Origin of the sequence: Streptomyces toyocaensis (assembly GCF_000725125.1) — a bacterium.
Lineage (GTDB): Bacteria > Actinomycetota > Actinomycetes > Streptomycetales > Streptomycetaceae > Streptomyces > Streptomyces toyocaensis.
On sequence record NZ_JFCB01000030.1, the window covers coordinates 1 to 25,740 of the forward strand.

Below are 25,740 nucleotides of genomic sequence, written 5' to 3' on the forward strand. Positions count from 1 at the left end.
CGCGGACCGTACGACCCCGCCCCCCGCCGCGCGTGCCGCCTGCGGAGGCAGCGGCGGCCGGGGCGACCGGGACGGCCTGGGCTGCGCGGGCGGCCCGGGTGCCGGGTCACGTCGCGGTCCGTACTGCGCGGGTCGCGTCCTGTGTTGCTCCACTGGACCAACTTAGGTCGTTTTATGTGTCGAACAGTCCGTCAGACACGCCGGGAACCCGAGCGCGGCCAGGCGTTCGAGACGACGGCCGGGCGGGCACGGGCACGCCGTAGACTGGTGGATCGGCCCACGCTGCCCAGCCGGCCGGTCCTCGCCCCCATCCTCACGTACGGGAAGTCGCAACGTGTCGCTCACGATCGGAATCGTCGGTCTGCCGAATGTCGGCAAGTCGACCCTGTTCAACGCCCTGACCAAGAACGACGTGCTGGCGGCCAACTACCCGTTCGCCACGATCGAGCCGAACGTCGGCGTGGTCGGTGTCCCCGACCCCCGCCTGACCAGGCTGGCGGAGATCTTCGGCTCCCAGCGCGTCCTGCCGGCCACGGTCGACTTCGTCGACATCGCGGGCATCGTCCGCGGCGCCTCGGAGGGTGAGGGCCTGGGCAACAAGTTCCTCGCGAACATCCGCGAGTCCGACGCGATCTGCCAGGTCATCCGCGCCTTCAAGGACGAGAACGTCGTGCACGTCGACGGCAAGGTCTCGCCGAAGGACGACATCGAGACGATCAACACCGAGCTGATCCTCGCCGACCTGCAGACCATCGAGAAGGTCCTGCCCCGCCTCCAGAAGGAGTCGCGGATCAAGAAGGACGTCGCGCCCAAGGTCAAGGCCGTCGAGGAGGCCAAGGAGATCCTGGAGAAGGGCGACACCCTCTTCGCCCACGGCATCGTCCAGGGCAGCGAGCGCGCGGAACTCCTCCACGACCTGCACCTCCTCACCACGAAGCCCTTCCTCTACGTCTTCAACGTCGACGAGGACGAGCTGACCGACGAGGACTTCAAGAACGAGCAGCGCGCCCTGGTCGCCCCCGCCGAGGCGATCTTCCTCAACGCCAAGCTGGAGGCGGACCTCGCCGAGCTGGACGAGGACGAGGCCCTCGAGCTCCTCCAGTCCGTCGGCCAGGACGAGCCCGGCCTCGCCACCCTCGCCCACGTCGGCTTCCGCACCCTCGGCCTGCAGACGTACCTCACGGCCGGCCCCAAGGAGTCCCGCGCCTGGACCATCAAGAAGGGCGCCACGGCCCCGGAGGCGGCCGGTGTCATCCACACCGACTTCCAGAAGGGCTTCATCAAGGCCGAGGTCGTCTCCTTCGCCGACCTGGTCGAGACCGGCTCGGTCGCGGAGGCCCGCGCCAAGGGCAAGGCCCGCATGGAGGGCAAGGACTACGTCATGCAGGACGGCGACGTGGTGGAGTTCCGCTTCAACGTCTAATACGTTCGGCGAAAGGCCGTCTGACCTGCGGCGGAGCGGGTTGGGCGGCCTTTGCGGTCCGCACAGAGTCCGCGGCGTGCTGACTTCGGTCAGCGCGCGGGGAAGCGGCTACGCCGCTTCGTCGACCTGCGGCTGGGCATCGGCGGACTGGTCCGCGTAATCCTTGTCGACGGCGGCCCCTCGCCGACCACATCGGCACCGAGCAGCAGCACCGAGACGCCCTCACCCGCTGGGACCCTGTGAAGTACAAGCGCGTCCACGCCCTCACCCACGCCGACCTCGGCGACAGCCTCGCCGCCCAGGCCCGCGCCGACGAAGCCGTCGCCGCTTGGACCCAAGCCCTGGTCCTCATGGAAGGCATGACCTCCGACCGCACCCGCAAGGCGATCACCTCGATCCGCTCCACCCTGGCGGTTTACCAGCGCCGCCGCGTTCCTGGTGTCGCCGATCTGGCCCGCCGCGCCCGCGAAGCGCTCGCCTAACATGCCCAACAACGAAGCCGGCGCTCGAATCCATGACCCTGCTGGTCGCCGCCGTCATCGTCCACGACAAGGCCGCCAACCGCGTGGTCCTTCTCCAACGCAGCGAGTATGCGAAGTTCGCCGCAAGCACTCCCAGGTTCGCTGGGTCGACGCCAGCGCTATCCCTGAAGCCTTCGTCGACACCACAGACGTCTGGTGCGGCTGGCCTGCTGGTCGACGCCAGCCGGTGCTGTCAGTAGGGCGTGGCACAGTTCGGCCATGAGTTACGACCTGGCGGTGTGGGAAGGCAGCAAGCCCGCTGACGATGTGATCGCGGGCGAGGTCCTCACGCAGATGTACGACCGCTACATCGACACGGAGGAAGAGTTTCCACCCTCCCCGCGTATCGCGGAGTACGTTGCTGGGCTCTTGGCGCGGTGGGTGGATCTCATGGAGGACGAGGAGGACACCTCCCCTTGGTCGACGGGGCCGTTGATCGGCGAGGCGTCCGGGCCGTTGATCTACTTCCCGATGCGGTACAGCATGGCCGAGGAGGCTTCGGCCTACGCCGCCGATCTCGCGGCATCGATGGGGCTCGTTTGCTATGACCCGCAGGCTCGGCTGCTGCGGCCGTGACCGTCTTCGGACCGAGGGCGGGTGCAGTCCGGCACGGCCTTCTTGTGCGCAGGTAGCGTGACCGGCATGTCCGAGGAGTTGCCCGGTTTTCCCTACCACCCCGACCCCTTGGCGACCGGGGCGGTCGTTGAGTCCAGCACGACGTGCCTTTGCTGCGGGAGGGCGCGGGGGTTCATTTACACGGGCCCGGTGTACGCGGTCGAGGAACTTTCCAACCTGCTGTGCCCGTGGTGCATCGCGGATGGCAGCGCGGCTGCAAAGTACGACGCGCACTTCATCGGTGACCCGATCGGGGACGATGTCCCGCTTGAGGTCGTGATGTCCGTCGATGCGTGTACGCCGGGCTTCTCCTCCTGGCAGGACCCGCAGTGGTTCTTCCACTGCGGTGATGGTGCGGCGTTCCTGAGGGCGGTTGGGATGGCCGAGCTGGCCATGTTCCCGGATGCCCTGCAGGCGCTGCGCAGCGAGGTTGCCGCGTGGGGGTGGTCCGCCGAGGCGATGGAGAGCTATCTGGGTGCTCTGGACAAGGACAGTCAGCCCACGGGCTACCTCTTCATGTGCCGCGCGTGCGGCCGATACATGGCGTACGCGGACTTCACGTAGCCGCAGTCAGGCGGCTGTTACGGCCGGGTCCACCCGTTGGCGAACTCGCCGTGGAGGTCCGTCCAGCGGCGCTGTTCGGCGGGGGTGTGGTTGGGGTAGCCGAGGCGTCCCACGCCCTTGACCCACTCGTCCCAGAGGCCGTCGGGCTCCGTGAAGCGGTCGGCGTGGTGGGTTCCGAGGCGGGCGCCCAGGGCGGCGGGCTGATCGTAGTGGAGGTCGGTGCGGGGAAGGTAGCGGTCGAGGTAGGCGGTGAGGATCTCAGCGTCGGCGTGTGTGCCGAAGCGGGCCAAGGCGAAGCAGCAGGCGCTGCCGGAATAGCAGACCTCGCTGGCCAGGAGCAGGTCGCCGATGCGTGCTCGGAACCGTTCGCGGCGGTCGACGCCGATCAGCCGGCCGGCGGTGAGACGCGAGCGCCATGTGTACCCGAGGAGGGCTTCCAGTTCCTCGTCGTTGATCGCGGCGGCGTCAGCGATCAGGTGCCGGGTAAAGCGTGTGGTGTGCCACCACCGGGGGCCCAGGAACCGCCCGCCGTTCAGTACGAGGTAGCGCGGGAGACCGCCGTACAAGCTCGTCATAGCTCTCGACCACATGGCCGTAGCCAACTTCCTCGGAGTGCTGGGATGGCATCGGTCACCTTTCCGGGTACAGGTCGGTACGGTCGATCCAGGTGAGGGTGACGAAGATGTTGTCGTCGGTGGGGGCTTCGGAGGCTTCCAGAAGGGACCAGGTGCGGGACTCTTCGACCAGGTGTTCCCAGGGCGCGGTCCAGTCGAGTTCCCAGTCCAGGGCGGGGCCGGAGACGCCGTATGTGCCGCTGGCGTCCACTCGCCAGAACTGGGAGTAGAGGATCACCTGGGCGTGGTCGGCCAGGTCGCTGATGATCTCGGTGAAGTGGGCTGAAGGCCAGCCGGGGGCGTTGTCCGCAGTGGTGGGTCGTAGGCGCGCGGTGAGCGGCGGGACGACGGGGGTGCGTGCGCCGAGTTCGGTCAGGGCCCAGCGGATGCCGTCGGGCTCGCTCCAGTCCGGTGGCGTGGCCCGTTCCAGGCAGGCGCGGTAGGCGCGGCGCAGGGGCTCGACCGCGCCGTCGATCTCCAGGCTCGCCAGGGCCATCGCCGCCCATTCCCGGACGGTGGGGTCGTCGCTGCCCAGGAGGGCGATCAGAGCGGGGCCGCAGCGCGGGTCCGCCACCTCTTCGAAGACCTCGATGGCGGTCAGCTGACCGAAGCCGCTGAGGGAGGTCAGACCGTTGATGATGGCGGGGACGGCGTCGGAGCCGATGCCGATCAGTTCTGCGCGGGCGTCGTACGACGGGCCGGTCGAGTCGTCGAGCTGCTGGATGAGTCTCTCAATGTGAGTGGTCATGGGTGGTCCCGGCGCCAGAAGGTTGGGAGCCACCAGCAGAGCACCGAGTGGTCGTCCGGCCACGGGGCGCGGTCCTCGGCCGCCCAGTCCTCGAAGGAGTCGCGTGTCGGGTCGATGGGGCGCCAGGCGGGGTCGAGCGGCTCGTCCTCGGCCGGCGGGCGGACGTACCGCCGACCGCGCTGGTCGCAGGCGCCGAAGTCCTGATAGTTCCGCTGGGCCTCGATCAGGGAGACCTTGTTCGCCCCGCCGCTCATGGTGGGCCAACGGAACTGGACCCCGTCGTCCTCCCAGAAGCAGACGGGGCAGATCTCGTACGAGCCAGGCATCGCGTCCAGCACGCGGTGCCCGCAGCAGGGGCAGGGGTAGGAGTCGCTCACCTGCGCAGTCTCCTTGCGGGCCCCGCCGGTGTGCCAGGGATTTCGCAGCTTCGGAGCCCCCGGGCAGTCCGCAGCCAGTCCGCGGGACACCCGTAAACGGCCGTCGGGAGCCAACGCGTGTCAACCAGGAAATCCCAGGTCAGGGCCCTGGAGGGGGCTCCGCCGCAGGTCAGGATCAGCCTGCAGACATTCCGCTTCAACGACCGCCGACCCCTGTCGCCACCTTCTGCAGCTCCCGCTCCAGCGTCGCCAGCTCCTGCCCACGGCCCACGAAGTGCTGAACCCTGCCGAGGTGGGGCGGATGCTGGGGCTGGAACCGGCGGAAGCCTTCGATGCCGCGCTGGTCACCGGCGGGCTGCCGCTGATCTGCGCGGAGTGGCCGCGGGGTGCAGGGCTGTGGGATTTCCTCGGCGAGGCGCTGAGCGACCCGGTCTCCGCCCTGCTGGTGTCTGCCGAGCGCTCACTGGCGGCCGAATTCCCCCCGCAGGCTCAGGCGCGTACGGTGCTGGCGGCCATCGGCAGTGGCGAGCGGACCTTCACCAGCATCGCCCGTGCGGCTGGCGGAATCGGGGCAACGCCGCTGCAGCGAGCACTGGAGCTGCTCACGCGCAAGCGGATCGTCGCAGCCGACCTGCCCGTGTCGCCGCGTCCGTCGAAGGACCGTCGCTGCACGGTGACGGATCCCTACCTGCGGTTCTGGCTGCACCTGCTCGGTCCGTCCATGGGAGAGATCGAACGGGGGCGGGGCGATCTGACTTTGGCGCGCATCCGGGAGAACTGGACCAGCTGGCGTGGGCGGGCTGTCGAGCCCGTTGTCCGTGAGGCACTGGCACGGATACTGCCCGACGACCGGCTGCCCGCGGCCCCCACCGTGGGCGGCTACTGGACCCGCACCAACGACGTCGAGATTGACATCGTAGGGGCGGACCGCGGCCCCATCGCCAAGGAGCTGTTCTTCGTCGGCTCGATCAAGTGGCTGGAGCAGTCACCCTTCGACCGGCACGACCTGGCAGCTCTCCACCGCCACCGCGCCGCGCTCACCGGCGAACCCGTTCCCGTCGTGGCGGTCTCGCGCAGTGGTGTCGACTGTCCGGGACTCGATGCCGCCTACGGCCCCGACGATCTGCTGACCGCCTGGCCGCTGTGAGTGGCGAATGGCGGGCCGGGTGCGGGAATCGGTGAGCGCGGTCAGGCCGCAGACGTTGCGGAGAGCCCCCAGACCTCCGCCCGTGAGCGGGCCCTTCCGCTCCTGCCGTCGGGCACAGGGCTCCCTCGTGCCCCTCGCCATGCCCTCACCGAACGCGAGTTCACCCTCCCCCTAGGTCAGGCTTGAGGCTGTGTGCCGGCGAAAGGACGGGCGGATGAGCTACTCCGTGGGGCAGGTCGCGGCCATGGCCGGCGTGACGGTGCGGACGCTGCATCACTACCGGCGACTGACCGGGGGATGACGCCCCGGCCTCCCGCACCCGACGGCGCCGCCTGCCTCGCCGGCGGCGGCGTGAATCCCCCCCCGCAGGCTCAGGCGCGCACGGTGCCGGTGGCCGCCGGCTTCGACCGGTACGGCTTGGCAGCTCTCCACCGCCACCACCCCGCCCTCACCGACGAGCCCGTTTCCGTCGTGGCGGCCCGGCAGAGGAGCCGACCGTCCGGGGCTCGATGCCGCCCACGGCCCCGACGTGCCGGCCGGGCAGGCTTCCGGTCGTCGTCCGGCCGGGTTCGGAATCGCCCGTGTGCATCGGGGGTATCCGGAGCGGGTAGGCTCCTGGGCAGGCGTTGATTGCCGGAGGACAACTATGGTCCTGGGGCAACCGAACAGCCGAGTCGTACCGGACGGGGAAGGTTGTGGAATGTTCCGGCGGGGCGGAAGTCCCTCCGCGCACCGGCCACCGATGCCCCGCGGCATCGGGGAGCCCGGTGGTGCGGCCTCGAGTTCAGGCGGTCCGGTCGTCCGACCGCATGCCGTCGTCGTGCATCTGCAGCGCCGCCGCGTCGCAGAACGCCTCCAGTCCCTCCAGCAGCGCGGCCCGCTTCCCCGCCGGCATGAGCGTCAGCACCGACTGCAGCTCCTGCTCCCGGCGGGCGCGCAGGTCGTCGAGGAACGCGCGGCCCCGCCTACTGAGGTGCAGCCGGATCTCTCTGCGGTCGGTCCGGCCGACCACGCGCTCGACGAGGCCGGCGGCGACCAGCCGGTCGCAGAGCCGGCTGGTGGACGGGGGGGTTGAGGCGAGGGCGGCGCTGAGCGTGCGCAGATTGATACCGTCCTGGTGCTCCAGGGTGAGCAGCACACGCATCTGCGACGCGGACGCGGGGGCGGTCGAGGCGCGGCCCCACAGGACTTCCAGCAACTCTCCCGCCGTCGCGGTCACACGGGCGACCTCGACGGGCTCCGGGCGGGGGCGGAAAGCAGCCACTGTCACACTCTCGCAGGCACTGGGACAGCGGCCAGCGTACTAGCCATTCGCAGCGGCTACACATGGGTCCGGCGCCGCGCCGCGGCCGGTGAGCGGCACCGCCGCTCGGACGGAACCACAACAACTCTTCGAAGGATTGGTGTTATTGCCATCGTGAACAGACTCGTGACCGCTGAGCGGGCTCTGCGTACAGCGGCACCCCACGAACTGCTCGACGCCACCCGTCGCGTGCTGGCGGAGCTGTACGCGGCGGAGTCCGCCGACCTGTTCATGGCCGACTACGGCCTGACCGTGCTCCAGCCGGTGTCGGTGCTCCCGTACACCACGGAGCCGGTGTCCGTGCACAACAGCGTGGTGGGCCGGGCGTTCTGCGCCCAGGAGCCGGTGGCCGAGTCCGCCGGGGGCCGTGTGCGCGTGCACCTGCCGGTCAGCGTGCGCGGCGACCGGCTGGGCGTGCTGTCGGTGACCCTGCCGGACGAGGACGGCGCCGAGGGGGTCCTCGACGAGCTCGCGGAGATCGCGCAGGTGCTCGGCCACGAAGTGGTCGTCGCCGAGCGCGACACCGACGTCTACCTGCAGGCGCGCCGCAAGGACCGGCTCACCCTGGCCGCCGAGATGCAGTGGCAGCTGCTGCCCGGGCGCTCCTGCTCCCGCCCCGAGTACGAGCTCGGCGCACAGCTGGAGCCCGCGTACGCGATCCACGGCGACAACTTCGACTGGTCCGTCACGGCGGACCACCTGATGCTCTACGTCACCAACGGCATGGGGGAGGGCATAGAAGCCTCCCTGCTGACCAATCTGGCCGTCAACGCCCTGCGCAACGCGCGGCGTGCCGGTATCGCCCTCGCCGACCAGGCAGCCCTGGCCGACCAGGCGGTCTACGCCCACTACCAGGGCCGCTGCTACCTGTCGGTGCTGATGTTCGACTTCGACCTGGAGACGGGGCGCGTCGCCGTCGTGGACGCGGGCTCCCCGCAGACGGTCCGGCTGCGGAACGGATCCGTCGAGCCGGTCACCTTCGAGGCCCAACTCCCGCTGGGCATGTTCGAGGAGACCGACTACGTGACCCAGGAGTTCCAGGTCGAGCCCGGCGACCGGCTCGTCTTCGTCAGCGACGGCGTGCACGCGGTCGCCGGCCCCCGGGGGGAGGCGTACGGCGACGCCGCGCTCGCCCGGGCGATCCAGTCCACCCGGCTGCTGCCGGCCGCCGAGGTCCCGCGCGCCATCCTGCGCGAGCTGACCGGCCACCGCGGCCGCTCCCTCCCCGACGACGACGCCCTCGTCGTCTGTCTCGACTGGCACGGCCGCTGACCCGGGACCCGGGGCGGGACCGCCGGCCTCCTCGCGTGATGTGCAGACCCGTGTTGTCCGTCCCACGCTGTCGACAGTAACGTTTGCCATGAGGCAATAATTGCGTCATGGCGGTGGCCGGTGGACGGCCCCGCGGGAAGGAGACGGTGAGGGTGTCGGAGCAAGAGGCGGTCGAGTCGGCGGCGCGTGAGGTGGGAGCCTTCCTGGAGCGCCGCCGGGAACAGATCGCTCAGCGCTGGGCCGACGCCCCGCTCTTCCGCGCCGTGTTCACCGTGTCCCGCGACGAGGCGGTGGAGGCCTGCAAGGCCGTCCTGGACGCCCTGTCCGAGGTGGCGTCGGCCGGGAGACTGGAGGACGTCGCGGCCCCCGGTTTCGACCGGGTGCGCGATCAGCTCGGGCGCATGGCCGGGTCCCGGACCCGTACCGGATCCAGCCCCGCGCAGATCGCGGACGAGGTGGCCGCCCTGCGGGCGCCGACCGCCGAGCTGCTGCGTGCGGAACCCTCCGACGCGACCGCCGCGGAGGCGGCCGAGACCATGCTGGCGCTGACCGTCCTGATGGGCACGCTGCGCCTGGTGGTGATGCAGACGGCACTCAGCTCGGGCGAGGCGCTCATCGCACGGCAGCGGCAGCAACTGCTCGAGGTGGCCACCCCGGTCATCAGCCTGTGGGAGGGCGTCGTCGCGGTGCCGCTGATCGGCACGCTGGACAGCGCCCGCAGCCAGGTCGTCATGGAGTCCCTGCTGGAGAGCGTCGTCGACCGGCGTGCCCGCTACGCCATCCTGGACATCACCGGTGTGCCCACGGTCGACTCCCTCGTCGCGCAGCACCTGATGAAGACGGTCGCCGCCGCGCGCCTGATGGGGGCCGAGTGCATCGTCTCCGGCATCCGCCCGGCCATCGCCCAGACCATCGTGCACCTCGGCATCGACCTGGGCACCGTGCTCACCCGCGCCTCTCTGGCGGACGCCCTGGCCTACGCCCTCTCCCAGCAGGGCATCGAGGTCTCACCGCGCGCGGGTGGCCGGTGACCTCCCCCCACCCCGGCCACGCGGCCGCGGTGCCGGTCCTGGCGCTGGGGGAGACCCTGCTCGTCACCCTGCAGGGAGACCTGCACGACCGGACGGCCGAGCAGCTCCAGCAGGACGTCACCCACCGCATCGTCCGCAGCGGGGCGGCCGGCGTGGTCATCGACATCTCCGGCGTGGACGTCGTGGACTCGTTCCTGGGACGGGTCCTCGCGGAGATCGCGGAGAGCGCCCGCCTGCTCGCGGCCCACACCGTCGTGGTCGGCATGCGCCCCGCCGTGGCGATCACCCTGGTCGAGCTGGGTCTCACCCTGCCGGGGCTGACCACCGCACTCGACGTCGAGCAGGGGATGGAACTGCTGACGCGGAGCCGGCCGGCCGCTGCGGACCGGCGCGGGAGGGGGACGTGATGCCCGTCTCCGGCCCTCCCGTCGCGACGAGTCTGCCGGTCGGCTCGGACGCGGACCTGGCATGGGTGCGGCAGCGGATCCGCCAGACCGCCGCCGGGCTCGGCTTCGGCCTGGTGCAGCAGACCAAGCTGGTCACCGCGGCCAGCGAACTGGCCCGCAACACCCTGGTGCACGGGGGCGGCGGCCACGTGGAGATCACTCCGGTGACACGGGACACGACCCGGGGACTGCGGCTGTCCTTCGTCGACAGCGGTCCCGGGATCCGTGACGTCGAGCTGGCCCTGACCGACGGACACACCAGCGGCGGCGGCCTGGGGCTCGGCCTCAGCGGTGCCCGGCGCCTCGTGCACGAATTCGAGCTCGACACCGGACCGGGCAGGGGCACCACCGTCACCGTCGTCGCCTGGACCGCCGACGTACCCGCGGCCCGTTCGGGGGAGTGATGACACGCGTCCGGGACGTTCCGGTACACGACCCCACCCGTGTACGGGATGTCCGCGTGGCGGCCGAGGCGGCCGGCACCCGGGCCGGCCTCGGTCCGCACCGCACGGCGGTCGCCGCCCCGGCCGCCACGGAGCCGGCGACCAAGCTGCTCCAGGGGCTCGTCCTGCACAGCGACGGGCTGCCCGCCCGGTGGACGCCGCCCGGGGATCCCGAACCCCTCACCCACGCCCCGGCGGTGGTCGCCGTGACCCTGCTGCGGGACGCCGGAAGTCCGGCCCGCCCCCCGCGCGACGACACCACGGTGGCCGTCCTCGCCCACGCACGCGCGGGACCGGCGTCGTGATCCCGCCCGACGTCCGGAAGATCGCCACGGCGTCCGACGCCGCCCGCGCCCGGAGCGCCGCCGCGCGCCTCACGGCCGCCCTGGAAGTCCCCGCGGTCGAACGCGCACGCTTCCTCACGGCCCTCACGGAGCGGCTGCGCCGGTGCCTCGGCGGTGACGGCGCGGAGCTCACGCTCGTCGTCGAAGCACCGGGCCCGGACGGGGCCGGGCGCGTACGGGCGACGGTGCGGGCCCTCCCGCCGGGCGGGCGCGCCTCTCTGTGGCGGCTCGCCGTCTCCTGCCCCGGCCCCCCGCCCGGGAGTCTCGCCCACCCGGCGGACCCGGAAGACCCCGCGGCGACCGAGGCCGTCCTGACCGCCGACGAGGAGACGGCGGCCGTCCTGAGAAGGCTCGACGAGGCGGAGGAACTCCTCCGCCTGCACCGCGAGGAACTGCACCAGACCAACCAGGGCGTGCTGGCCCTGCACGCCGAGCTGGACGCCGCCGCCCTCGTCCAGCGCGGTCTGCTCGACGCCGAACGGACCACCCGCGGTGAGGCGGAGAAGGCCCGGCGACTGCTGACGTTCCTCACCGACGCCACCGAGGCCGCGACGGCGTCCCTCGACCACGAGGACATCCTGCGCAGCCTGTCCGGCCGGCTCGTCCCGCACTACGCGAGCCAGGTCGACGTATGGCTCTTCGACGGGAACCGGGCAGCTCCCGGCGGTGTCCGCCCCGCCGCGGCGGTCACGGCGGCCCGCACCGGCCGTCCCCAGCACGCCGGCCGACACCCCGGCGGACTGCCCGGCACCGAGGACCTCCCGCCGTCCGCGCTCTCCCCCGACCGGCCCGTGCTGTGCATCCCCCTCGGGGTGCGCCGGACCCTGGGCGTGCTGACCCTCACGGCACCCGGCGACCGCTTCGACGCGGACACCGGTGTGATGCTGGTCGAACTGGCCCGCCGGATCGCCATCGCCCTGGAGAACGCCCTCCGCTACGAACAGCACCGGGACACCGCCGAGACGCTCCAGCGCGCCCAGCTCACCGACCTGCCCGCCGCCGACGGCCTGCGCCTGGCCGCCCGCTACCTGCCCGCCACCCGGGGACTCAACATCGGGGGCGACTGGTACGACGCCTTCTTCCAGCCCGACGGCAGTCTGCTGACGGTCATCGGCGACGTCACCGGGCACGGGCTGCACGCCGCTGTGGTCATGGGCCAGTTGCGCACCGCGCTGCGCGCGTACGCCGTCGACGGGGCCGGACCCGCCGAGATCCTCACGCGTCTGCACCGCATGCTGCGCCACCAGGAGCCCGACCTGTACGCCACCGCGACGATCGCCCGCTTCAGGCCGGGAGAACCCCGGGTGACCTGGGCCTCGGCCGGCCACCCGCCGGGTGTCGTCCGGGCTCCCCAGGGTGCCGTGCGGGTGCTGGGCAGCAAACCGGGGGTCATGCTCGGCGTCCCGGTGCCCTTCACGTACCGGGACCACACGACCGGTCTCGAACCGGGCTCGACCCTGGTGCTCTACACCGACGGCCTGGTGGAGCGACGCTCCCAGGGCATCGACACCGGCATCGAGCTGCTCGGCCGGACCCTCGCCGCGCTGGACGAGCCCGTCCTGGAGGACCTGGACCTGTGTGCCGAGTCGCTGGTCGAGCACCTCGTCCAGGCCTCCGAGCGTGACGACGACGTCTGTCTGCTGCTCTGCCACAGCACCGCGGCAGAGGGCGGTGCCGCGGCCGGCCCGCCGCCCCGCCGGGGTGCCGCGTCCCGCCCGCGCCTTCGGTGAACGCCCCTCGCCGCGATAGCGTGGAGATTCCAAGGGGAGAGGGCGGATATCGTGAAAACGTCTGGACAGCAGTCGTCCGTGGAGAGCCGCCTGAGGGCGGTGCCACCCCACGCGCTGCCCGCCGCCGCCGAGGCGTTGCTGTCCGAGGGGTACGGCGCCCGGGAGGTCACCCTCTTCCTGGCCGACTACGGCCTCACGGTCCTCCAGCCGGTCACGCGCCTGCCGTACACGGGAGAACCGGTGTCCGCGCACGACGGCCCGGCCGGCACCGCGTTCACCTCCCAGAAACCGGTGGTCGAGATCACCGCCGACCCGGCCACCGAGCTGATCCACCTGCCCATGACGGTCCGGGGCGACCGGCTCGGCGTCCTCTCCGTCCGTGTCCCCGCCGGCTCCGCGGATCCGGTCACCGTGCTCGGGCTCGGTGAGTTCGCCACCGCGCTCGGGCACGAGGTCGCCACGGCCGACCGGGACACCGACCTCTACCTCCAGGCCCGCCGCATCCGCCGCCTCACCCTCGCGGCCGAGATGCAGTGGCAGCTCCTGCCGGGGCGCGGCTGCTCGCGCCCCGAGTACACCATCGGCGCCCACCTGGAGCCCGCCTACGCGATCGGCGGCGACAACTTCGACTGGTCCACCGGCGCGGACCACCTCACCGTCACCCTCACCGACGGCATGGGCCAGGGCATCGACGCCTCCCTGCTCACCGGCCTCACCGTCAGCGCCCTGCGCAACGCCCGCCGGGCCGGCATCGGTCTCGCCGACCAGGCCGCGCTCGCGGACCAGGCCGTCTTCGCCCAGTACGGCGGCAAGGTGTACGCCTCGACGCTGCTGCTGCGCTTCGACCTGGACACGGGAACCGTGAGCGCCGTCGACGCGGGCTCACCCCAGATCTACCGGCTGCGCGGCGCCGGGATCGAACGGATCGAGCTGACCGCACAGCTGCCTCTGGGGATGTTCGAGGAGACGCCGTACGAGGAGCAGACCTTCCGGGTGGAGCCCGGGGACCGCCTGGTCGGCATCAGCTCCGGGGTGCACGGCACCAGCTCGGCGGCCGGAGACCCCTTCGGCGAACAGGCCCTGCGGCAGGTCCTGGGCGCGACACGGCGAAGCTCGCCCCACGAGACGGCCCGCGCGGTCGTCGCCGGGCTGATCGAGCACGCGGGCAGCAAGGACCTCACCACCGACGCCGCCGTCCTCTGTCTCGACTGGACCGGCAGGGCCACCGGAGCGGAGTGAACCCGGCCGGTCACGGCGCCTCGGGCGGGCCCGATCCGGCGCTCCGGGCGGCGAGGAACGCCTTCAGGGCGCGGCGCAGCGCCGACCGCTCCGCCGGATCCATCCCCGCCAGCACGGCCGCCAGGGCCCGGGCCCGCCGGGCCGCGACGTCGTCCAGTACGCGGCGTCCCTGCGCGGTCAGGCTCAGCCGGACCTCCCGGCGCTTCTCCGGGTGCAGCGAGCGCTCCAGCATCCCCGCCGCCTCCAGCCGGTCGCAGAGGCGACTGGCCGTGGGGAGTCCTGTGCCCAGCCGCTCGGCCAGAGCCGTCAGGTTCAGCCCGGTGGCCGCCTCCAGCACCAGCAGCGCCCGCAACTGGTGCGTGGACAGACGCAGGGCCGCCTGCTGGGCGGCCACCGACCACAGGTTCGCCAGACTCTCCACAGCGTCGGCGATGTCCAGCGCGACGGCGTCCGGGGCATCGCCCGGACCCCCGTCGTGGTCGTCACCGGGGCCGTCGAGACGGGTCACCGAAACATCGCTTTCATTATGTTTGGGATGCTGCGGAGATAATCCTCATTCCCTCGCTGTACCCGAAGACGCGCGACGCAAGCCGGTTCCCGGGCCCGGCCGGGTGGCGTTCAGCAGTCCGGGACGACGGTCCCGTTGTTGTCACGCGCCTGGTCGTTGCCCCAGCGTGAGAGGTAGTACGCCGAGACGTACTGGTTCGCGGGGCCCACGTCGAGGTCCGTGCGCAGCCACCAGTGGTTGTAGTTGCCGGCGCCGTCGCGGATCTCCCGCCCCCAGACCTTGCAGAACACGTAGTTGGTGCCCGCGTACAGCGTGCCCGTCCGGGTCGTGCTGGTGGGCGAGCCGTACCCGGGCGCGTCGGCGAAGGTGTCGACCCAGTACCTGCCGCCGCCGGAGCAGCCGTTGTCGCTGGTCAGGTACTTCTGGTGGTACGAGCCGGGATACGGGGCGAGGGACGCGCCGTTGATGCTGATGGTCTGCCCGACTCCGTTGTAGAGCTGCTCGTAGTGCAGGTGGGCCCCGCTGCTGGCGCCGGTGGAGCCGGTCGTGCCGATCTGCTGGCCCTGCGCGACGCCCTGGCCGTGGCCGATCGAGTAGGCGGCCAGGTGGAAGTAGTACGTCTTCCAGCCGCCGCCGTGGTCGACGACGACGTAGTTGCCGGCGCCGCCGGCCTCGTAGTAGCGGTACGCCGTGCCGGAGGCGGAGGCCAGTACGGGGGCGCCCGAGGTGGCCCCTCCGTCGGAACGCACGAAGTCCAGGGCGAGGCGCACCTCGGCGGAGTGGTGGCTGTAGGTCCACTGCTGGCCGCACGGGTAGGGCGCCTTGAAGTTCGGTGCGGCGTGGGCGGGTGTCGCGGTGAGCCCGACGAGGCCCATGACCCCGAGGGCGCCGGTGAGGAGGACGGACAGGAGGCGTCTGAGTGGCATGGCCCTGAGCCCTTCTGGGGAGCTGAGCCGGCGCGGGTGAGGAGCGTCGGCCGGAGGATGCGTGCGCACGCGTGACGGCGCGCGCCGCGGTCGAGTCTATGAACGTGTCCATGCCATAACTGGGCAGCTTTTCCGCACAGGTCGAAAACCCCAGGCGGCCACGCTCCGCGAAGCCCGGGAACGAGCCTTCCGCCGGTCGCCCGAAGGCGGTTTCATCCGGGACATGGCCGGAACGCTGAGCATCCACTTCACCCCTGCCGACTTCCTCCACGTGCGCTTCGCCCGCTCCCCGGACCCCATGTGGGAGGCCATCCTCGGCCTGCACGTGCTGACCACCCCGGCGGACCGGCTCCCGGCCCGGCTGCGTCTGTGGCGCGGCCGGGCGCGTACGCGCGTCCGGCGGCCGGACGTGCGGGGCGCCCTGCGCCTGCTGCACGACCTCGCCCCGTCCGACGCCACCTACTGGCCGGACTTCCTCACCCCCGCCGAGTCGGAGGAAGGCCTCACCGCCGGCCTGCGCGTGCTGCGCGAGACCTCACGCGCCCGGCTCGAGCGGGAGGTGCGCGAGGCGTCGCGCCACAGACCGCTGCCCGCCTGGACACGGCGCCTGGCCGCCGGTGACCCCACGCTCCTCGACGCCGTCGCGGACGCCGTCGGCCACGTCCACGGCAGCCTGCTCACCCCCGACTGGAGCGAGGTCGAGGCCGTCGGCGCGGCCGATCGCGCGCGCCGGATGGAAGCACTCGAAGGGGGACTCGGGGCGGTGCTCGCGTCGTTCAAGCCCTTCGTGTGGCGGGAACCCGTCCTCAGCGCCCCGTATCCCGTGGACCGCACCATCCGTCTGAGGGGACGGGGGCTGCGCCTCGTCCCCTCCTTCTTCTGCCACACCCGTCCCGTGGCGATCGCCGACCCCCGGCTGCCTCCCGTCGTGGTCTACCCCCTGCATGCCGGCGATCCGCCGGCGCCGCCGCACGGAGCCCGCCAGGAGGCCGCCCTGGCACGGCTGCTCGGGACGAACCGGGCGCGCGTGCTCGCGGCCCTCGCGACCACCCGCACCACCGGTGACGTGGCGGCGCGCCTCGCCCTGCCGGCGTCGTCGGTGAGCGGTCACCTGACCGTCCTCAGGAACGCGGGACTCGTCACGAGCGACCGCGCCGGGATGCACGTGACACACCGGCTCACGCCGCGTGGATGGCACCTGCTCGGGCGGCGACGGGGGTGACGTGTTCCCCCGGGTGCGCGCCGTGCGGGGGCCGAGACCCGGGCGCCGGCAACGCCGACTCGGTGACGGTGCCGGCCACCCTGGGCGGGGTCAACGCCCCGTGGCCGGTCACCAAGTGGCGTGACCTGCGCTCGCGCCGGCCGAGGCGAGCGAACGGGGCCGGGCCGCGGGGTGACGCACCGTGAGCCCGTCACGGATCCGGCCCATTACCTCGTGCGGGGGCCCTTGTGGAAATCCTGTGGAACCCTCAATCTTTCGGCTGTGGCGCGGACTTGGTCACGCGATTGACATGATCCTGTCAGTGGCCGGTTCGCTGCGCCGCACGCGCAGCACGTGCGCCGACCGACCCCCCACAGCACGCGCACCACCGACTGAGGAGGAACCCTCACATGGCAGTGATGCGTCACCCCCGGCGAAGACTGGCCACCCTCGGAGCCGCGACCACCGCGGCCCTCGTCGCGGGCCTCGTCTCCGCTCTCCCCGTGGGCGCGGCCCCCGCCGCTCCCGAAGGCCGCGTCCAGTACGCGGGCGCCGCCAACGCCGTCGCCGGCAGCTACATCGTGACCCTGAAGGCCGACGAGGCCCGCTCCGGCTCCGCCGAGGGCCGCGCCCTGGCCGCGAAGTACGGCGCCGACATCGAGCGCACCTACACCAAGGCGCTCAACGGCTACGAGGTCGAGGCCTCCGAGGCCGAGGCGAGGCGTCTCGCCGCCGACCCGGCCGTCGCCTCCGTGGTCCAGAACCGCACCTTCCACGTCACCGGCACCCAGCCCAGCCCGCCCTCCTGGGGCCTGGACCGGATCGACCAGCGCAGCCTCCCGCTCAACAGCTCCTACACCTACCCGGATTCGGCCGGGCAGGGCGTGACGGCGTACGTCATCGACACCGGCGTCCGCATCACCCACAGCGACTTCGGCGGCCGGGCCTCCTACGGCTACGACGCCATCGACAACGACAACACCGCCCAGGACGGCCACGGCCACGGCACGCACGTCGCCGGCACGGTCGCGGGCGGCTCCTACGGCGTGGCGAAGAAGGCCAAGGTCGTCGGCGTCCGCGTGCTGAACAACTCGGGCTCCGGCACCACCGCGCAGGTCGTCGCCGGCATCGACTGGGTGGCGCGGAACGCGGTCAAGCCGGCCGTCGCCAACATGTCCCTCGGCGGCGGGGCGGACAGCGCCCTCGACACGGCCGTCCGCAACGCCGTCGCCTCCGGCGTCACCTTCGTCGTCGCGGCCGGCAACGAGTCCACCGACGCCTCCACCAAGTCCCCGGCCCGGGTGACCGAGGCGATCACCGTCGGTGCCACCACCTCCTCCGACGCCCGCGCCAGCTACTCCAACTACGGCTCCGTCCTGGACGTCTTCGCGCCGGGCTCTTCCATCACCTCCGCCTGGAACAGCGGCGACACGGCCACCAACACCATCTCCGGCACGTCCATGGCGAGCCCGCACGTCGCCGGTGCCGCCGCCCTCCACCTGGCCGACCACCCCTCGGACACTCCCGCCCAGGTCTCCGCCGCGCTGACCTCCGCCGCCACCACCGGCGTCGTCGGCAGCCCGGGCAGCGGCTCGCCCAACCGTCTGCTGTTCGTGGGCGAGGGGGACACCACCCCGCCCCCGACCGGTGACCGCTTCGAGAACACCGCCGACTACACCATCGCCGACAACAGCACCGTCGAGTCCCCGGTGACCGTCTCCGGCGTCTCCGGCAACGCGCCCTCGGACCTGGCCGTCGAGGTCGACATCACCCACACCTACATCGGTGACCTCCGGGTCCAGCTCGTCGCCCCCGACGGCACGGCGTACACGCTGAAGTCGTACGGCACCGGCGGCAGCGCGGACAACATCAACACCACCTACACCGTGGACGCCTCGGCGGAGGCGGCGAACGGCACCTGGAAGCTGCGCGTGAGCGACAACGCGTGGTGGGACAGCGGCCGGCTCAACGGCTGGGCCCTGCAGTTCTGACCCGACCGGCGTCCCGCTGACGGGCACACCCTCGCCCCCGGGGAAGGATCCCCGGGGGCGAGGCCGTTCACCGCGCGCCTACGATGCGCCTCGTGTCCATACCTCCGCCCGACGGGCCCCAGCACCAGGTCGGCCCCCCGCCGCCGCAGTTCCCCTACGGGGGCCGGCCCGGATGCGCTCCGTACGGGCTGTACGGGCCCGGCGGTCCCCGCCCGCCCGCCGTCGTCAACGGTGTGGCCGTCGCCGCCCTGGTCCTCGGGGTGCTGTGCTTCCTGCCGGGCTTGGGGCTGGTGCTGGGGCTGGTCGCCCTGAGGCAGATCAAGCGGCGGGGGGAGCGCGGGCGGGGGATGGCGGTCGCCGGATCCGTGCTGTCGTCGCTCGGGCTCGCGCTGTGGACGGTGGCGCTCGCCACCGGGGTCGCGGCCGACGCCTGGCAGGGCGTCAAGGACGGTACGCGCGGCAACAGCGTCCTCGGCCTGCGCAAGGGCGAGTGCTTCGACTCGCCCGGCGGTCTGGAGGGCTCGGCCACGGACGCCGACCGGGTGCCCTGCGCGCGGGAGCACGACGGAGAGGTCTTCGCCGTCGTCACCGTGCCCGACGGCGCCTACCCGGGCGACGCCCGCCTCACCGGCACGGCCGACGAGCGGTGCCACGCCCTCCAGGACGCCTACGTCATGGACACCTGGGCACTGCCCGGCCACGTGGACGTCTACCACCTCACCCCGTCCCGGGAGAGCTGGGACGTCGGTGACCGCGAGATCACCTGTGTCCTCGGCAACCGGGACGCGGGGGCCGCCCTCACCGGGTCGCTGCGCCGGGACGCGACCACGCTGGACGCGCACCAGCTGGCCTATCTGGAGGCGGACCGGGTGCTCGACACCGCTCTCGACGAGATGCCGGAGGCCGAGTTCGCCGAGGACGACCTGCCGGGGCACAGGCGGTGGGCGGGGCAGGTCGCGGAGGCGGCCGCCGAGCAGGCCGGGATGCTGCGCGCGCACGAGTGGCCCGCCGGCGCGCGGAGGCCGGTGCGCGATCTCGCCGCCGACCTGGACGAGGCGGGCGAGGAGTGGGCACGGGCGGCCGAGGCGGGTGACGCGGAGGCCTACTACGAGCACTCCTACCGGGGATGGGATCTCGTCGACCACGACGGCTCGATCACCGCACGCAAGGCTCTGGGCCTCGCCACCACTCCGCCCCTGTACGACGAGGAGGCGGAGCGCGAGCCCGAAAGCGGCGACATGAAGGTGTGACGGCCTCCATAGCGGGGAGAAAGTGCCTGCGTAAAGCCCTCACCCGGCAGATGTCATCACATCGAGTGATTCTCTGGCCTTCGCTTGCCTGGTACAACCTACGGTTGCCACGCTGTTGCTGTCTGTACAACCTGATGGGAGTGGCCCGTGACATTCGGTGAGCAGCCGGCGTACCTGCGCGTCGCGGGTGATCTCCGCAAGCAGATCGTCGACGGCCGGCTTCCACCGCACACCCGTCTCCCCTCGCAGGCGAGGATCCGCGAGGAGTACGGCGTCTCGGACACGGTCGCCCTGGAGGCGCGCAAGGTGCTCATGGCGGAGGGGCTCGTCGAGGGCCGCTCCGGGTCGGGGACGTACGTGCGCGAGCGTCCGGTGCCCCGGCGGGTGGCCCGTTCCGGGTTCCGTCCGGAGCGAGGGGCCACGCCCTTCCGCCAGGAGCAGGCCGACACGGGCGTCCGCGGCACCTGGGAGTCCAGCAGTGAGCAGACCGACGCCGGTGCCGCCGTCGCCGGCCGGCTCGGCATCGAGCCCGGCGACCGCGTGATGCGCACCAAGTACCTCTTCCGGGAGGCCGGAGAGCCGATGATGCTGTCCACGTCGTGGGAGCCGCTCGCCCTCACCGGCCGGACCCCCGTGATGCTCCCCGAGGAGGGCCCGCTCGGCGGCATGGGTGTGGTCGAGCGCATGCGCGCCATCGACGTGATCGTGGACAACGTCACCGAGGAGGTCGGAGCCCGCCCCGGCCTCGCCGAGGAGCTGGTCCTGCTGGGCGGTGTCCCCGGGCACGTCGTCCTGGTCATCCAGCGGACCTACTTCGCCTCGGGACGTCCGGTCGAGACGGCGGACGTGGTCATCCCCGCCGACCGCTACCGGGCCGCCTACCACCTCCCCGTGAAGTAGCGCGGTCCCGGCCGGGCGGACCCCGGGCCGTGCCGCTCCCGCCTCGTCGCCCCCTCGCGCTCCGTTCCGCGCCCCCCGCCCCGGGTCCGCTCCGGCGTGCCACGCGGGCCGGCGCCGCCCCCACGCCGTAGCAATCTGGCCGTTCTCGCAGGTCGCCCCCGGAGCGCGGACGCCGCGCGGTATGCCGCTGACCGGACGCGTCGGCCCTGGCGCACGGCGCACTGACCACCGTGCGCCCCCTGCGTTACTGGCCGGTTGCGTGCCTCTTGGTGAAAAGGCGTATTCGCTCAGTGAAGGTAAGGCGTAGGCTCGGGCATATGCGGACTGGGGTTTCCTTACCGGGCGGGGCGCGGCGCGGGCCGCGGGCGGGAAGTGGAGTGGAGCGATGAACGACGGCACGGTGACTCTGCCCTGGCTCGTCGTGCGCCAGGACGACAACGGCAATCGCTACCGGGTGGGCAGGTACGCGACCCGTGCCGAGGCGGAGCGGATCGCGGACAGCCTCGACGGGCGCGGACACCAGCGGCTCTACTGGGTCGAACGGATCACCCGGGACGCAGCGTCGTCCGACTGACCCGCTGCCGTAGGCTCCGGCGCATGAGCGAGCGGATCGTGGTGGTCGGTGCGGCCCTGTGGCACGAGGGGCGGCTGCTCGCCGCCCGCAGGAGCGCGCCCGCCGAGCTGGCCGGACGCTGGGAACTGCCCGGCGGCAAGGTGGAACCGGGCGAGACCCCTGACGCGGCGGTCGTACGGGAGTTGCGCGAGGAACTCGGCGTCGACGCCGAGGCGGGCGAGCGCGTCCCGGGTGAGTGGCCGCTGCGCACCCCGTACGTGATGCAGGTGTGGACCGCGCGCCTGCGCCCCGGGTCCGCCGCCCCCCGGCCGCTGGAGGACCACGACGAGCTGCGCTGGCTGACCCCCGACCGGGTCTGGGACGTCGACTGGCTCGAGCACGACGTGCCGGCCGTCCGGGACACCCTCGCCCACCGCGGCCCCCGGCAGAGCGTGTGAGGCACTACTGCGGCGCACGGACGCGCTGATGACGGAGCGTGAGCGCCGTCCCGCGCCGCTCGTGCCACGATGCGCCACCGAACGGGGTACTGGGTGCGGGATATCGGGTATGGGCCCCTTAACCGCATGAAACCGGACATGGGCGGATGTCCTCTTCGAGTTCCCTCACTCCCGCGGCGGGGAAGTGATCCGCGTGACCTGTACCGACGGCGACTGGGCCGCGTGGACCTTCTCCGCCGACCCGGGAGCCGTACGCGCCGCCCGCTCCGCCGTCCGCGACCAACTGGCCCTCTGGGGCCTCGAGGGCGTCGGCGACCTCGCGGCCCTGCTGGTCAGCGAACTGGTCACGAACGCCCTGCGGCACGCCACCGGCCCCATCGGTGTCCGCCTGGTACGCCCCTGTGACCTCAACGAAGTCCTCCTCGTGGAGGTCTCCGACCCGCTCCCCGACCCCCCGCGCGAACGCGCCGCGCGGCCGGAGGACGAGGGCGGACGCGGACTGCAACTGCTGGCCTCCGCCTCCCGCCGCTGGGGCACCCGCCCCGGGGCCGTCGGCAAGACCGTGTGGTTCGAACTCACGGTGCCCCGATGACATCTCGCACGGGCGTTCACCGGTCCCCGCGCCCCGCCCGTCCGCCGGGTGACCGGGGCGGCCCTGCGGAGGTTGCCGAAGAGGGGGTTCGACGACGTGTCCGCTGGTTAGAAGACTGGGAGTGTTCTCACGGCGCGGACCGAAAAGCATCGGGACCGTGCTGTGATCGTGAACACCGTGTTGTGCGGCGCCGTAGTGCTGGATACTGCGGGCAGCCGCCCCCGGTGACCGGTGCCGGACGCGGTGAGCTGGAGGGGACGGTTCGCGTGAGCGAGATACCAGCGAAGGCCACGGAGTCCGAGGACCCGTCGGGCGGCGCGAGAGGAGAGGCCGCCGACGGCCTCACCCTCGGCGACGGCCCGTCCGGTGACGCGATGTGGCAGAGCAGTCCGCCCGGCTCCATGTACGACTACATCAAGGTCGCCTCCTTCTCCATCGGCCCGGACGGGCTCGTCGACCAGTGGAGCCTGCGCGCCGAGCAGATCTTCGGCATCCCCGCGGACCGCGCCGTCGGCATGGACCCCATCGAGGCGTTCATCGAGCCCGTCCGGCGGGAGCGGGGCCAGCGCAAGATGGCCGAGATCCTGGACGGCCGGGAGTGGACCGGAGTGGTGCCCTTCCGGCTGCCCGACACGATGGTGGCGGACGAGCGCGACCGGGAGGGCCTCGCCGAGGTCTACGTCATGCCGACGCGGACGGAGGAGGGGGAGAAGGCCGCCGTCTGCATCGTCGTGGACGTCCGCACCCTGCGCCGCATCGAGACCGACCTCGCCGCCTCGCAGGCCATATTCGGCCAATCCCCCTTCGGCTTCCTGCTGATCGACCCCGACCTGCGGGTGCGCCGCGCCAACCAGCGGTTCGCGTCCGTCTTCGGCGGCACCCCCGACGACCACCGGGGCAAGGGCGTGTACGACTATCTGCCGCGCGGGGAGGCCGAGCGGGTGGCGGCGACCCTGCGCCGGGTCCTCGACTCGGGCGACTCCATCACGGACATGCACGTCACGGGCTTCGTCCCGGGGTCCGACGAGCGCCGTCACTGGTCCGTCAACCTCTACCGCGTGCACAGCGGCAGCGGCCGGCCCATCGGCGTCGCCTGGCTCGGCACCGACATCACCGCCCGCCGTGCCGCCGCCCGGGAGGCCGCCGCCGCGCGGCGCAATCTCGCCCTCCTCAACGAGGCGGGCGCCCGGATCGGCAACTCCCTCGACCTGGAGACCACCGCCCGGGAACTCCTGGACGTCGTCGTCCCCGGCTTCTGCGACCTGGCCACCGTCGATCTGTACCAGGGACTGCTGGCCGGTGACGAGAACCCGCCGGGGCTCGCCGACGGCAGCGCGGAGGTGCGCCGGGTCGCCTTCGCCAGCGCGGTCTCCGACGCGCCGTTCAGCGGCACCACGGAGCCCGTCAAGCTGGGCGCCGTCCACCACTACCCCTTCAACTCGCCCTGCGCGGACGCCCTGCGCACCGCCCGCCCGAAGAAGGTGCCGGGCGACGACGGCGGCCTGGTGCAGTCCACGCTCGCCGTGCCGATGGTCGCCCACGACACCGTGGTGGGCCTCGCCCAGTTCGCCCGCACCAAGGGCAGCGAGCCGTTCGGCGACCGCGACCGCGAGCTCGCGGTCGAACTGGCCGCACGGGCCGCCGTCTGCATCGACAACGCCCGTCTGTACCGCCGTGAGCACGAACGCGCGCTGATACTGCAGCGGTCCCTGCTCCCGCCAGGCGACCCGGAGGCCTCCGGCCTCGACATCGCCTGCCGCTACCTGCCCGGCAACGCGGCCACCGGCCGGCCCAGCGAGGTCGGCGGCGACTGGTTCGACGTGATCGAACTGCCTGGCCACCGCACCGCGCTGGTCGTCGGCGACGTCATGGGACGCGGCCTGCGTGCGGCCGTGGCGATGGGCGAACTGCGCACCGCCGTCCGCACCCTGGCCCAGCTCGACCTGGAACCCGCCGAGGTGCTGTCCCAGTTGGACGAGATCGCCCGGGGCCTCGGCGCCCCCGGCGGTCCCTCCCAGGCCTTCGCCGGAGGCGTCCAGCAGGCCACCCGGGCGGCCCGCCGACCCCGCGAGGCGGACCTCTCCGAGGTCTACCTGGCGACCTGTGTCTACGCCGTCTACGACTCGGTGACCCGGCGCTGCACCTTCGCCAACGCGGGCCATCTGCCGCCCGTCCTGGTCGAACCGGGCGAGCCCGCCCTGATGCTGGACGTGCCGCCCGGCATGCCGCTCGGCGTCGGCGGGGAGCCGTTCGAGGAGGTGGAGGTCGAACTGCCCGAGGGCGCCCTGCTCGCGCTCTACACGGACGGCCTGGTGGAAAGCCGCGACCACCCCCTCGACGAGGGCCTCCAGGCCTTCGTGGGCACCCTGACGGACCCCTCCGCGCCGCTGGAGGACGTCTGCGACCACGTCCTCAACACCCTCGACACGCACCACGGCGAGGACGACATCGCCCTGCTGATGGCCCGCGTCCAGGGTCTGCCCGCCGACTCCGTCGGCGACTGGACCCTGCCCCGCGAGCCCCGCAGCGTGGGCCGGGCCCGCGAGTACGCCCGGGCGCAACTGCTCAGCTGGGACATGGAGCCGCTGGTCGACACCACGGAACTCCTGGTCAGCGAACTGGTCACCAACGCCCTGCGCTACGGCGAGGGGGAGATCAGACTGCGGCTCCTCCTCGACCGCACCCTGGTCTGCGAGGTCTGGGACGCCGGCCTGGTCCAGCCCCGCCGCCGGCGCGCCCGCGACACCGACGAGGGCGGCCGCGGCCTCCAGCTCGTCGGCCTGCTCAGCGCTGCCTGGGGCTCACGCCGCACGCACCGGGGCAAGACGGTCTGGTTCGAACTGCCCCTGCCCGGCACCGACACCGGTCTCACCGATCCGGCGGAGGCGCTGCTGAGCCTGTTCTGACGGCCCGTCGGAGTTACGCGTACGCTGGCACCGTGCACATCGCCCCGATACGCCTGACGGCCGGCCTCCTCACCCTGCGCCCCTTGGGAGCCCGAGGACGCGGCCGTCGTCGCCGAGCTGTACCAGGACGAGGCGATGCGCCGCTGGGCGAGCGCGCCCGTGCACGACGAGCCGAGCGCGGCACGCTGGGTGGCCGAACAACGGCGCGGCTGGGAAACCGGCGAACGCCTCGCGTTCGCGGTGGAGGAGACGCGGGCGTCGGACACCCGCCCGGCAGGCGGCGTCGTCCTCAAGCGCCCCGCCGCGGCTTCCGCCCCGGCCGCGGTCGGCTACTGGACGGCCGCCCACGCGCGGGGCAGGGGAGTGGCCCCGCGCGCCCTGACAGCCCTGGCCGACTGGGCGTTCGCCACCTTCGCCCACGAGGGCCTGACCCGCCTGGAGTTGCTGCACCAGGTCGACAACACGGCTTCCTGCCGGGTCGCCGAGAAGAGTGGGTTCGCGCCGGCCGGCCTGCTCCCCGCCGCTCCGCCGGCCTTCCCCCTCGACGGCCACCGGCACATACGGCAGGCTCCTTCCGCCGGGTGATCGCAACCGGAACACCCGTTCCCCTCGTCCTCCCCGGCAACACCGACGGCGAG

23 protein-coding genes and 6 pseudogenes are annotated in these 25,740 nt (G+C 72.5%); 23 read left to right on the top strand and 6 right to left on the bottom strand.

The window, feature by feature from the left end:
- Positions 1–334: 334 nt before the first annotated feature.
- From ychF to BU52_RS26095, 5 genes and pseudogenes are all read left to right on the top strand, one after another.
- Complete coding sequence (gene ychF / locus BU52_RS26080) at positions 335–1,423, top strand: redox-regulated ATPase YchF (RefSeq protein WP_037938713.1); 1,089 nt, start codon at positions 335–337, stop codon at positions 1,421–1,423.
- A 179-nt stretch (positions 1,424–1,602) separates the two neighbouring features.
- Positions 1,603–1,905, top strand: a pseudogene (locus BU52_RS26085) (tetratricopeptide repeat protein); the annotation flags it as partial.
- 32 nt (positions 1,906–1,937) lie between these two features.
- Positions 1,938–2,027 (top strand): annotated as a pseudogene (locus BU52_RS37185) (NUDIX domain-containing protein); the annotation flags it as partial.
- 136 nt (positions 2,028–2,163) lie between these two features.
- Positions 2,164–2,520 carry a hypothetical protein gene (locus BU52_RS26090; protein ID WP_037938716.1) on the top strand — a complete coding sequence of 119 codons (357 nt, stop codon included), beginning with the start codon at positions 2,164–2,166 and terminating at the stop codon, positions 2,518–2,520.
- 66 nt (positions 2,521–2,586) lie between these two features.
- Complete coding sequence (locus tag BU52_RS26095) at positions 2,587–3,123, top strand: CbrC family protein (RefSeq protein ID WP_037938867.1); 537 nt, start codon at positions 2,587–2,589, stop codon at positions 3,121–3,123.
- Positions 3,124–3,140: 17 nt separating this feature from the next.
- Here the strand turns inward: BU52_RS26095 and BU52_RS32885 are convergent, their stop codons facing one another.
- From BU52_RS32885 to BU52_RS26110, 3 genes are read right to left on the bottom strand one after another with little or no spacing between them, the layout of a single operon-like run.
- Positions 3,141–3,698, bottom strand: a complete 558-nt coding sequence (locus BU52_RS32885; RefSeq protein WP_235216424.1) for a DUF6000 family protein — start codon at positions 3,696–3,698, stop codon at positions 3,141–3,143.
- 55 nt (positions 3,699–3,753) lie between these two features.
- Positions 3,754–4,485: a HEAT repeat domain-containing protein gene (locus BU52_RS26105; RefSeq protein ID WP_037938717.1), complete on the bottom strand. Its 732-nt coding sequence runs from the start codon at positions 4,483–4,485 to the stop codon at positions 3,754–3,756.
- On the bottom strand, positions 4,482–4,862 hold the full coding sequence (locus BU52_RS26110; protein ID WP_037938722.1) for a CPCC family cysteine-rich protein: 381 nt from the start codon (positions 4,860–4,862) through the stop codon (positions 4,482–4,484). The genes BU52_RS26105 and BU52_RS26110 overlap by 4 nt, the downstream gene beginning before the upstream one ends.
- A 277-nt stretch (positions 4,863–5,139) precedes the next feature.
- Between BU52_RS26110 and BU52_RS26115 the strand changes: the two are divergent.
- Positions 5,140–6,009: pseudogene (locus BU52_RS26115) on the top strand (DUF234 domain-containing protein); the annotation flags it as partial.
- Positions 6,010–6,223: 214 nt separating this feature from the next.
- Positions 6,224–6,289 (top strand): annotated as a pseudogene (locus tag BU52_RS37015) (MerR family DNA-binding transcriptional regulator); the annotation flags it as partial.
- Between the two features lie 504 nt (positions 6,290–6,793).
- Here BU52_RS37015 and BU52_RS26120 read toward each other — a convergent pair.
- Entirely contained in the window at positions 6,794–7,279 is a 486-nt protein-coding gene (locus tag BU52_RS26120; protein ID WP_200881297.1) for a MarR family winged helix-turn-helix transcriptional regulator, read from the bottom strand.
- Positions 7,280–7,426: 147 nt separating this feature from the next.
- On the opposite strand from BU52_RS26120, the gene BU52_RS26125 reads away from it, so the two are divergent.
- The 7 genes and pseudogenes from BU52_RS26125 to BU52_RS26155 all read left to right on the top strand — a co-directional run bounded on the left by BU52_RS26125 (position 7,427) and on the right by BU52_RS26155 (position 13,817).
- The gene (locus BU52_RS26125) at positions 7,427–8,584 is read left to right on the top strand and encodes a PP2C family protein-serine/threonine phosphatase (protein WP_037938729.1); all 1,158 of its coding nucleotides are present in this window, start codon (positions 7,427–7,429) and stop codon (positions 8,582–8,584) included.
- A gap of 146 nt (positions 8,585–8,730) precedes the next feature.
- The gene (locus BU52_RS26130) at positions 8,731–9,615 is read left to right on the top strand and encodes an STAS domain-containing protein (protein WP_037938872.1); all 885 of its coding nucleotides are present in this window, start codon (positions 8,731–8,733) and stop codon (positions 9,613–9,615) included.
- Positions 9,612–10,022: an STAS domain-containing protein gene (locus tag BU52_RS26135; protein WP_037938730.1), complete on the top strand. Its 411-nt coding sequence runs from the start codon at positions 9,612–9,614 to the stop codon at positions 10,020–10,022. The genes BU52_RS26130 and BU52_RS26135 overlap by 4 nt, the downstream gene beginning before the upstream one ends.
- Entirely contained in the window at positions 10,022–10,465 is a 444-nt protein-coding gene (locus BU52_RS26140) for an anti-sigma regulatory factor (RefSeq protein ID WP_037938731.1), read from the top strand. Before BU52_RS26135 ends, BU52_RS26140 begins: the two co-directional genes overlap by 1 nt.
- A gap of 158 nt (positions 10,466–10,623) precedes the next feature.
- Positions 10,624–10,809, top strand: a pseudogene (locus BU52_RS35995) (phosphatase); the annotation flags it as partial.
- Positions 10,806–12,578: a PP2C family protein-serine/threonine phosphatase gene (locus BU52_RS26150; protein ID WP_051858608.1), complete on the top strand. Its 1,773-nt coding sequence runs from the start codon at positions 10,806–10,808 to the stop codon at positions 12,576–12,578. The pseudogene BU52_RS35995 and the gene BU52_RS26150, both read left to right, overlap by 4 nt.
- Positions 12,579–12,629: 51 nt before the next feature.
- Positions 12,630–13,817: a PP2C family protein-serine/threonine phosphatase gene (locus tag BU52_RS26155; RefSeq protein ID WP_037938736.1), complete on the top strand. Its 1,188-nt coding sequence runs from the start codon at positions 12,630–12,632 to the stop codon at positions 13,815–13,817.
- Between the two features lie 10 nt (positions 13,818–13,827).
- Here BU52_RS26155 and BU52_RS26160 read toward each other — a convergent pair whose 3' ends face one another.
- Positions 13,828–14,325 carry a MarR family winged helix-turn-helix transcriptional regulator gene (locus BU52_RS26160; RefSeq protein WP_037938739.1) on the bottom strand — a complete coding sequence of 166 codons (498 nt, stop codon included), beginning with the start codon at positions 14,323–14,325 and terminating at the stop codon, positions 13,828–13,830.
- 110 nt (positions 14,326–14,435) lie between these two features.
- Positions 14,436–15,251: a M23 family metallopeptidase gene (locus BU52_RS26165; RefSeq protein WP_037938741.1), complete on the bottom strand. Its 816-nt coding sequence runs from the start codon at positions 15,249–15,251 to the stop codon at positions 14,436–14,438.
- 223 nt (positions 15,252–15,474) lie between these two features.
- Here BU52_RS26165 and BU52_RS26170 point away from each other — a divergent pair, with 223 nt between their 5' ends.
- The 9 genes and pseudogenes from BU52_RS26170 to BU52_RS26210 all read left to right on the top strand — a co-directional run bounded on the left by BU52_RS26170 (position 15,475) and on the right by BU52_RS26210 (position 25,687).
- Positions 15,475–16,473 (top strand): ArsR/SmtB family transcription factor, encoded by a 999-nt coding sequence (locus tag BU52_RS26170; protein ID WP_037938744.1) that lies wholly within the window; start codon positions 15,475–15,477, stop codon positions 16,471–16,473.
- 389 nt (positions 16,474–16,862) lie between these two features.
- A complete protein-coding gene (locus BU52_RS26175; protein WP_037938746.1) occupies positions 16,863–18,443 on the top strand; it encodes a S8 family peptidase in 1,581 nt (526 codons plus the stop codon).
- 92 nt (positions 18,444–18,535) lie between these two features.
- Complete coding sequence (locus tag BU52_RS26180) at positions 18,536–19,693, top strand: DUF4190 domain-containing protein (RefSeq protein WP_407702062.1); 1,158 nt, start codon at positions 18,536–18,538, stop codon at positions 19,691–19,693.
- 147 nt (positions 19,694–19,840) lie between these two features.
- Complete coding sequence (locus tag BU52_RS26185) at positions 19,841–20,593, top strand: GntR family transcriptional regulator (protein WP_037938747.1); 753 nt, start codon at positions 19,841–19,843, stop codon at positions 20,591–20,593.
- A gap of 385 nt (positions 20,594–20,978) precedes the next feature.
- Entirely contained in the window at positions 20,979–21,167 is a 189-nt protein-coding gene (locus tag BU52_RS26190; protein ID WP_037938749.1) for a hypothetical protein, read from the top strand.
- Between the two features lie 23 nt (positions 21,168–21,190).
- Complete coding sequence (locus tag BU52_RS26195; protein ID WP_037938750.1) at positions 21,191–21,604, top strand: (deoxy)nucleoside triphosphate pyrophosphohydrolase; 414 nt, start codon at positions 21,191–21,193, stop codon at positions 21,602–21,604.
- 184 nt (positions 21,605–21,788) lie between these two features.
- On the top strand, positions 21,789–22,196 hold the full coding sequence (locus BU52_RS26200; RefSeq protein WP_037938752.1) for an ATP-binding protein: 408 nt from the start codon (positions 21,789–21,791) through the stop codon (positions 22,194–22,196).
- Positions 22,197–22,462: 266 nt separating this feature from the next.
- Positions 22,463–25,102 carry a SpoIIE family protein phosphatase gene (locus BU52_RS26205; RefSeq protein WP_037938755.1) on the top strand — a complete coding sequence of 880 codons (2,640 nt, stop codon included), beginning with the start codon at positions 22,463–22,465 and terminating at the stop codon, positions 25,100–25,102.
- Between the two features lie 38 nt (positions 25,103–25,140).
- Positions 25,141–25,687 (top strand): annotated as a pseudogene (locus tag BU52_RS26210) (GNAT family N-acetyltransferase).
- Positions 25,688–25,740 lie beyond the last annotated feature (53 nt).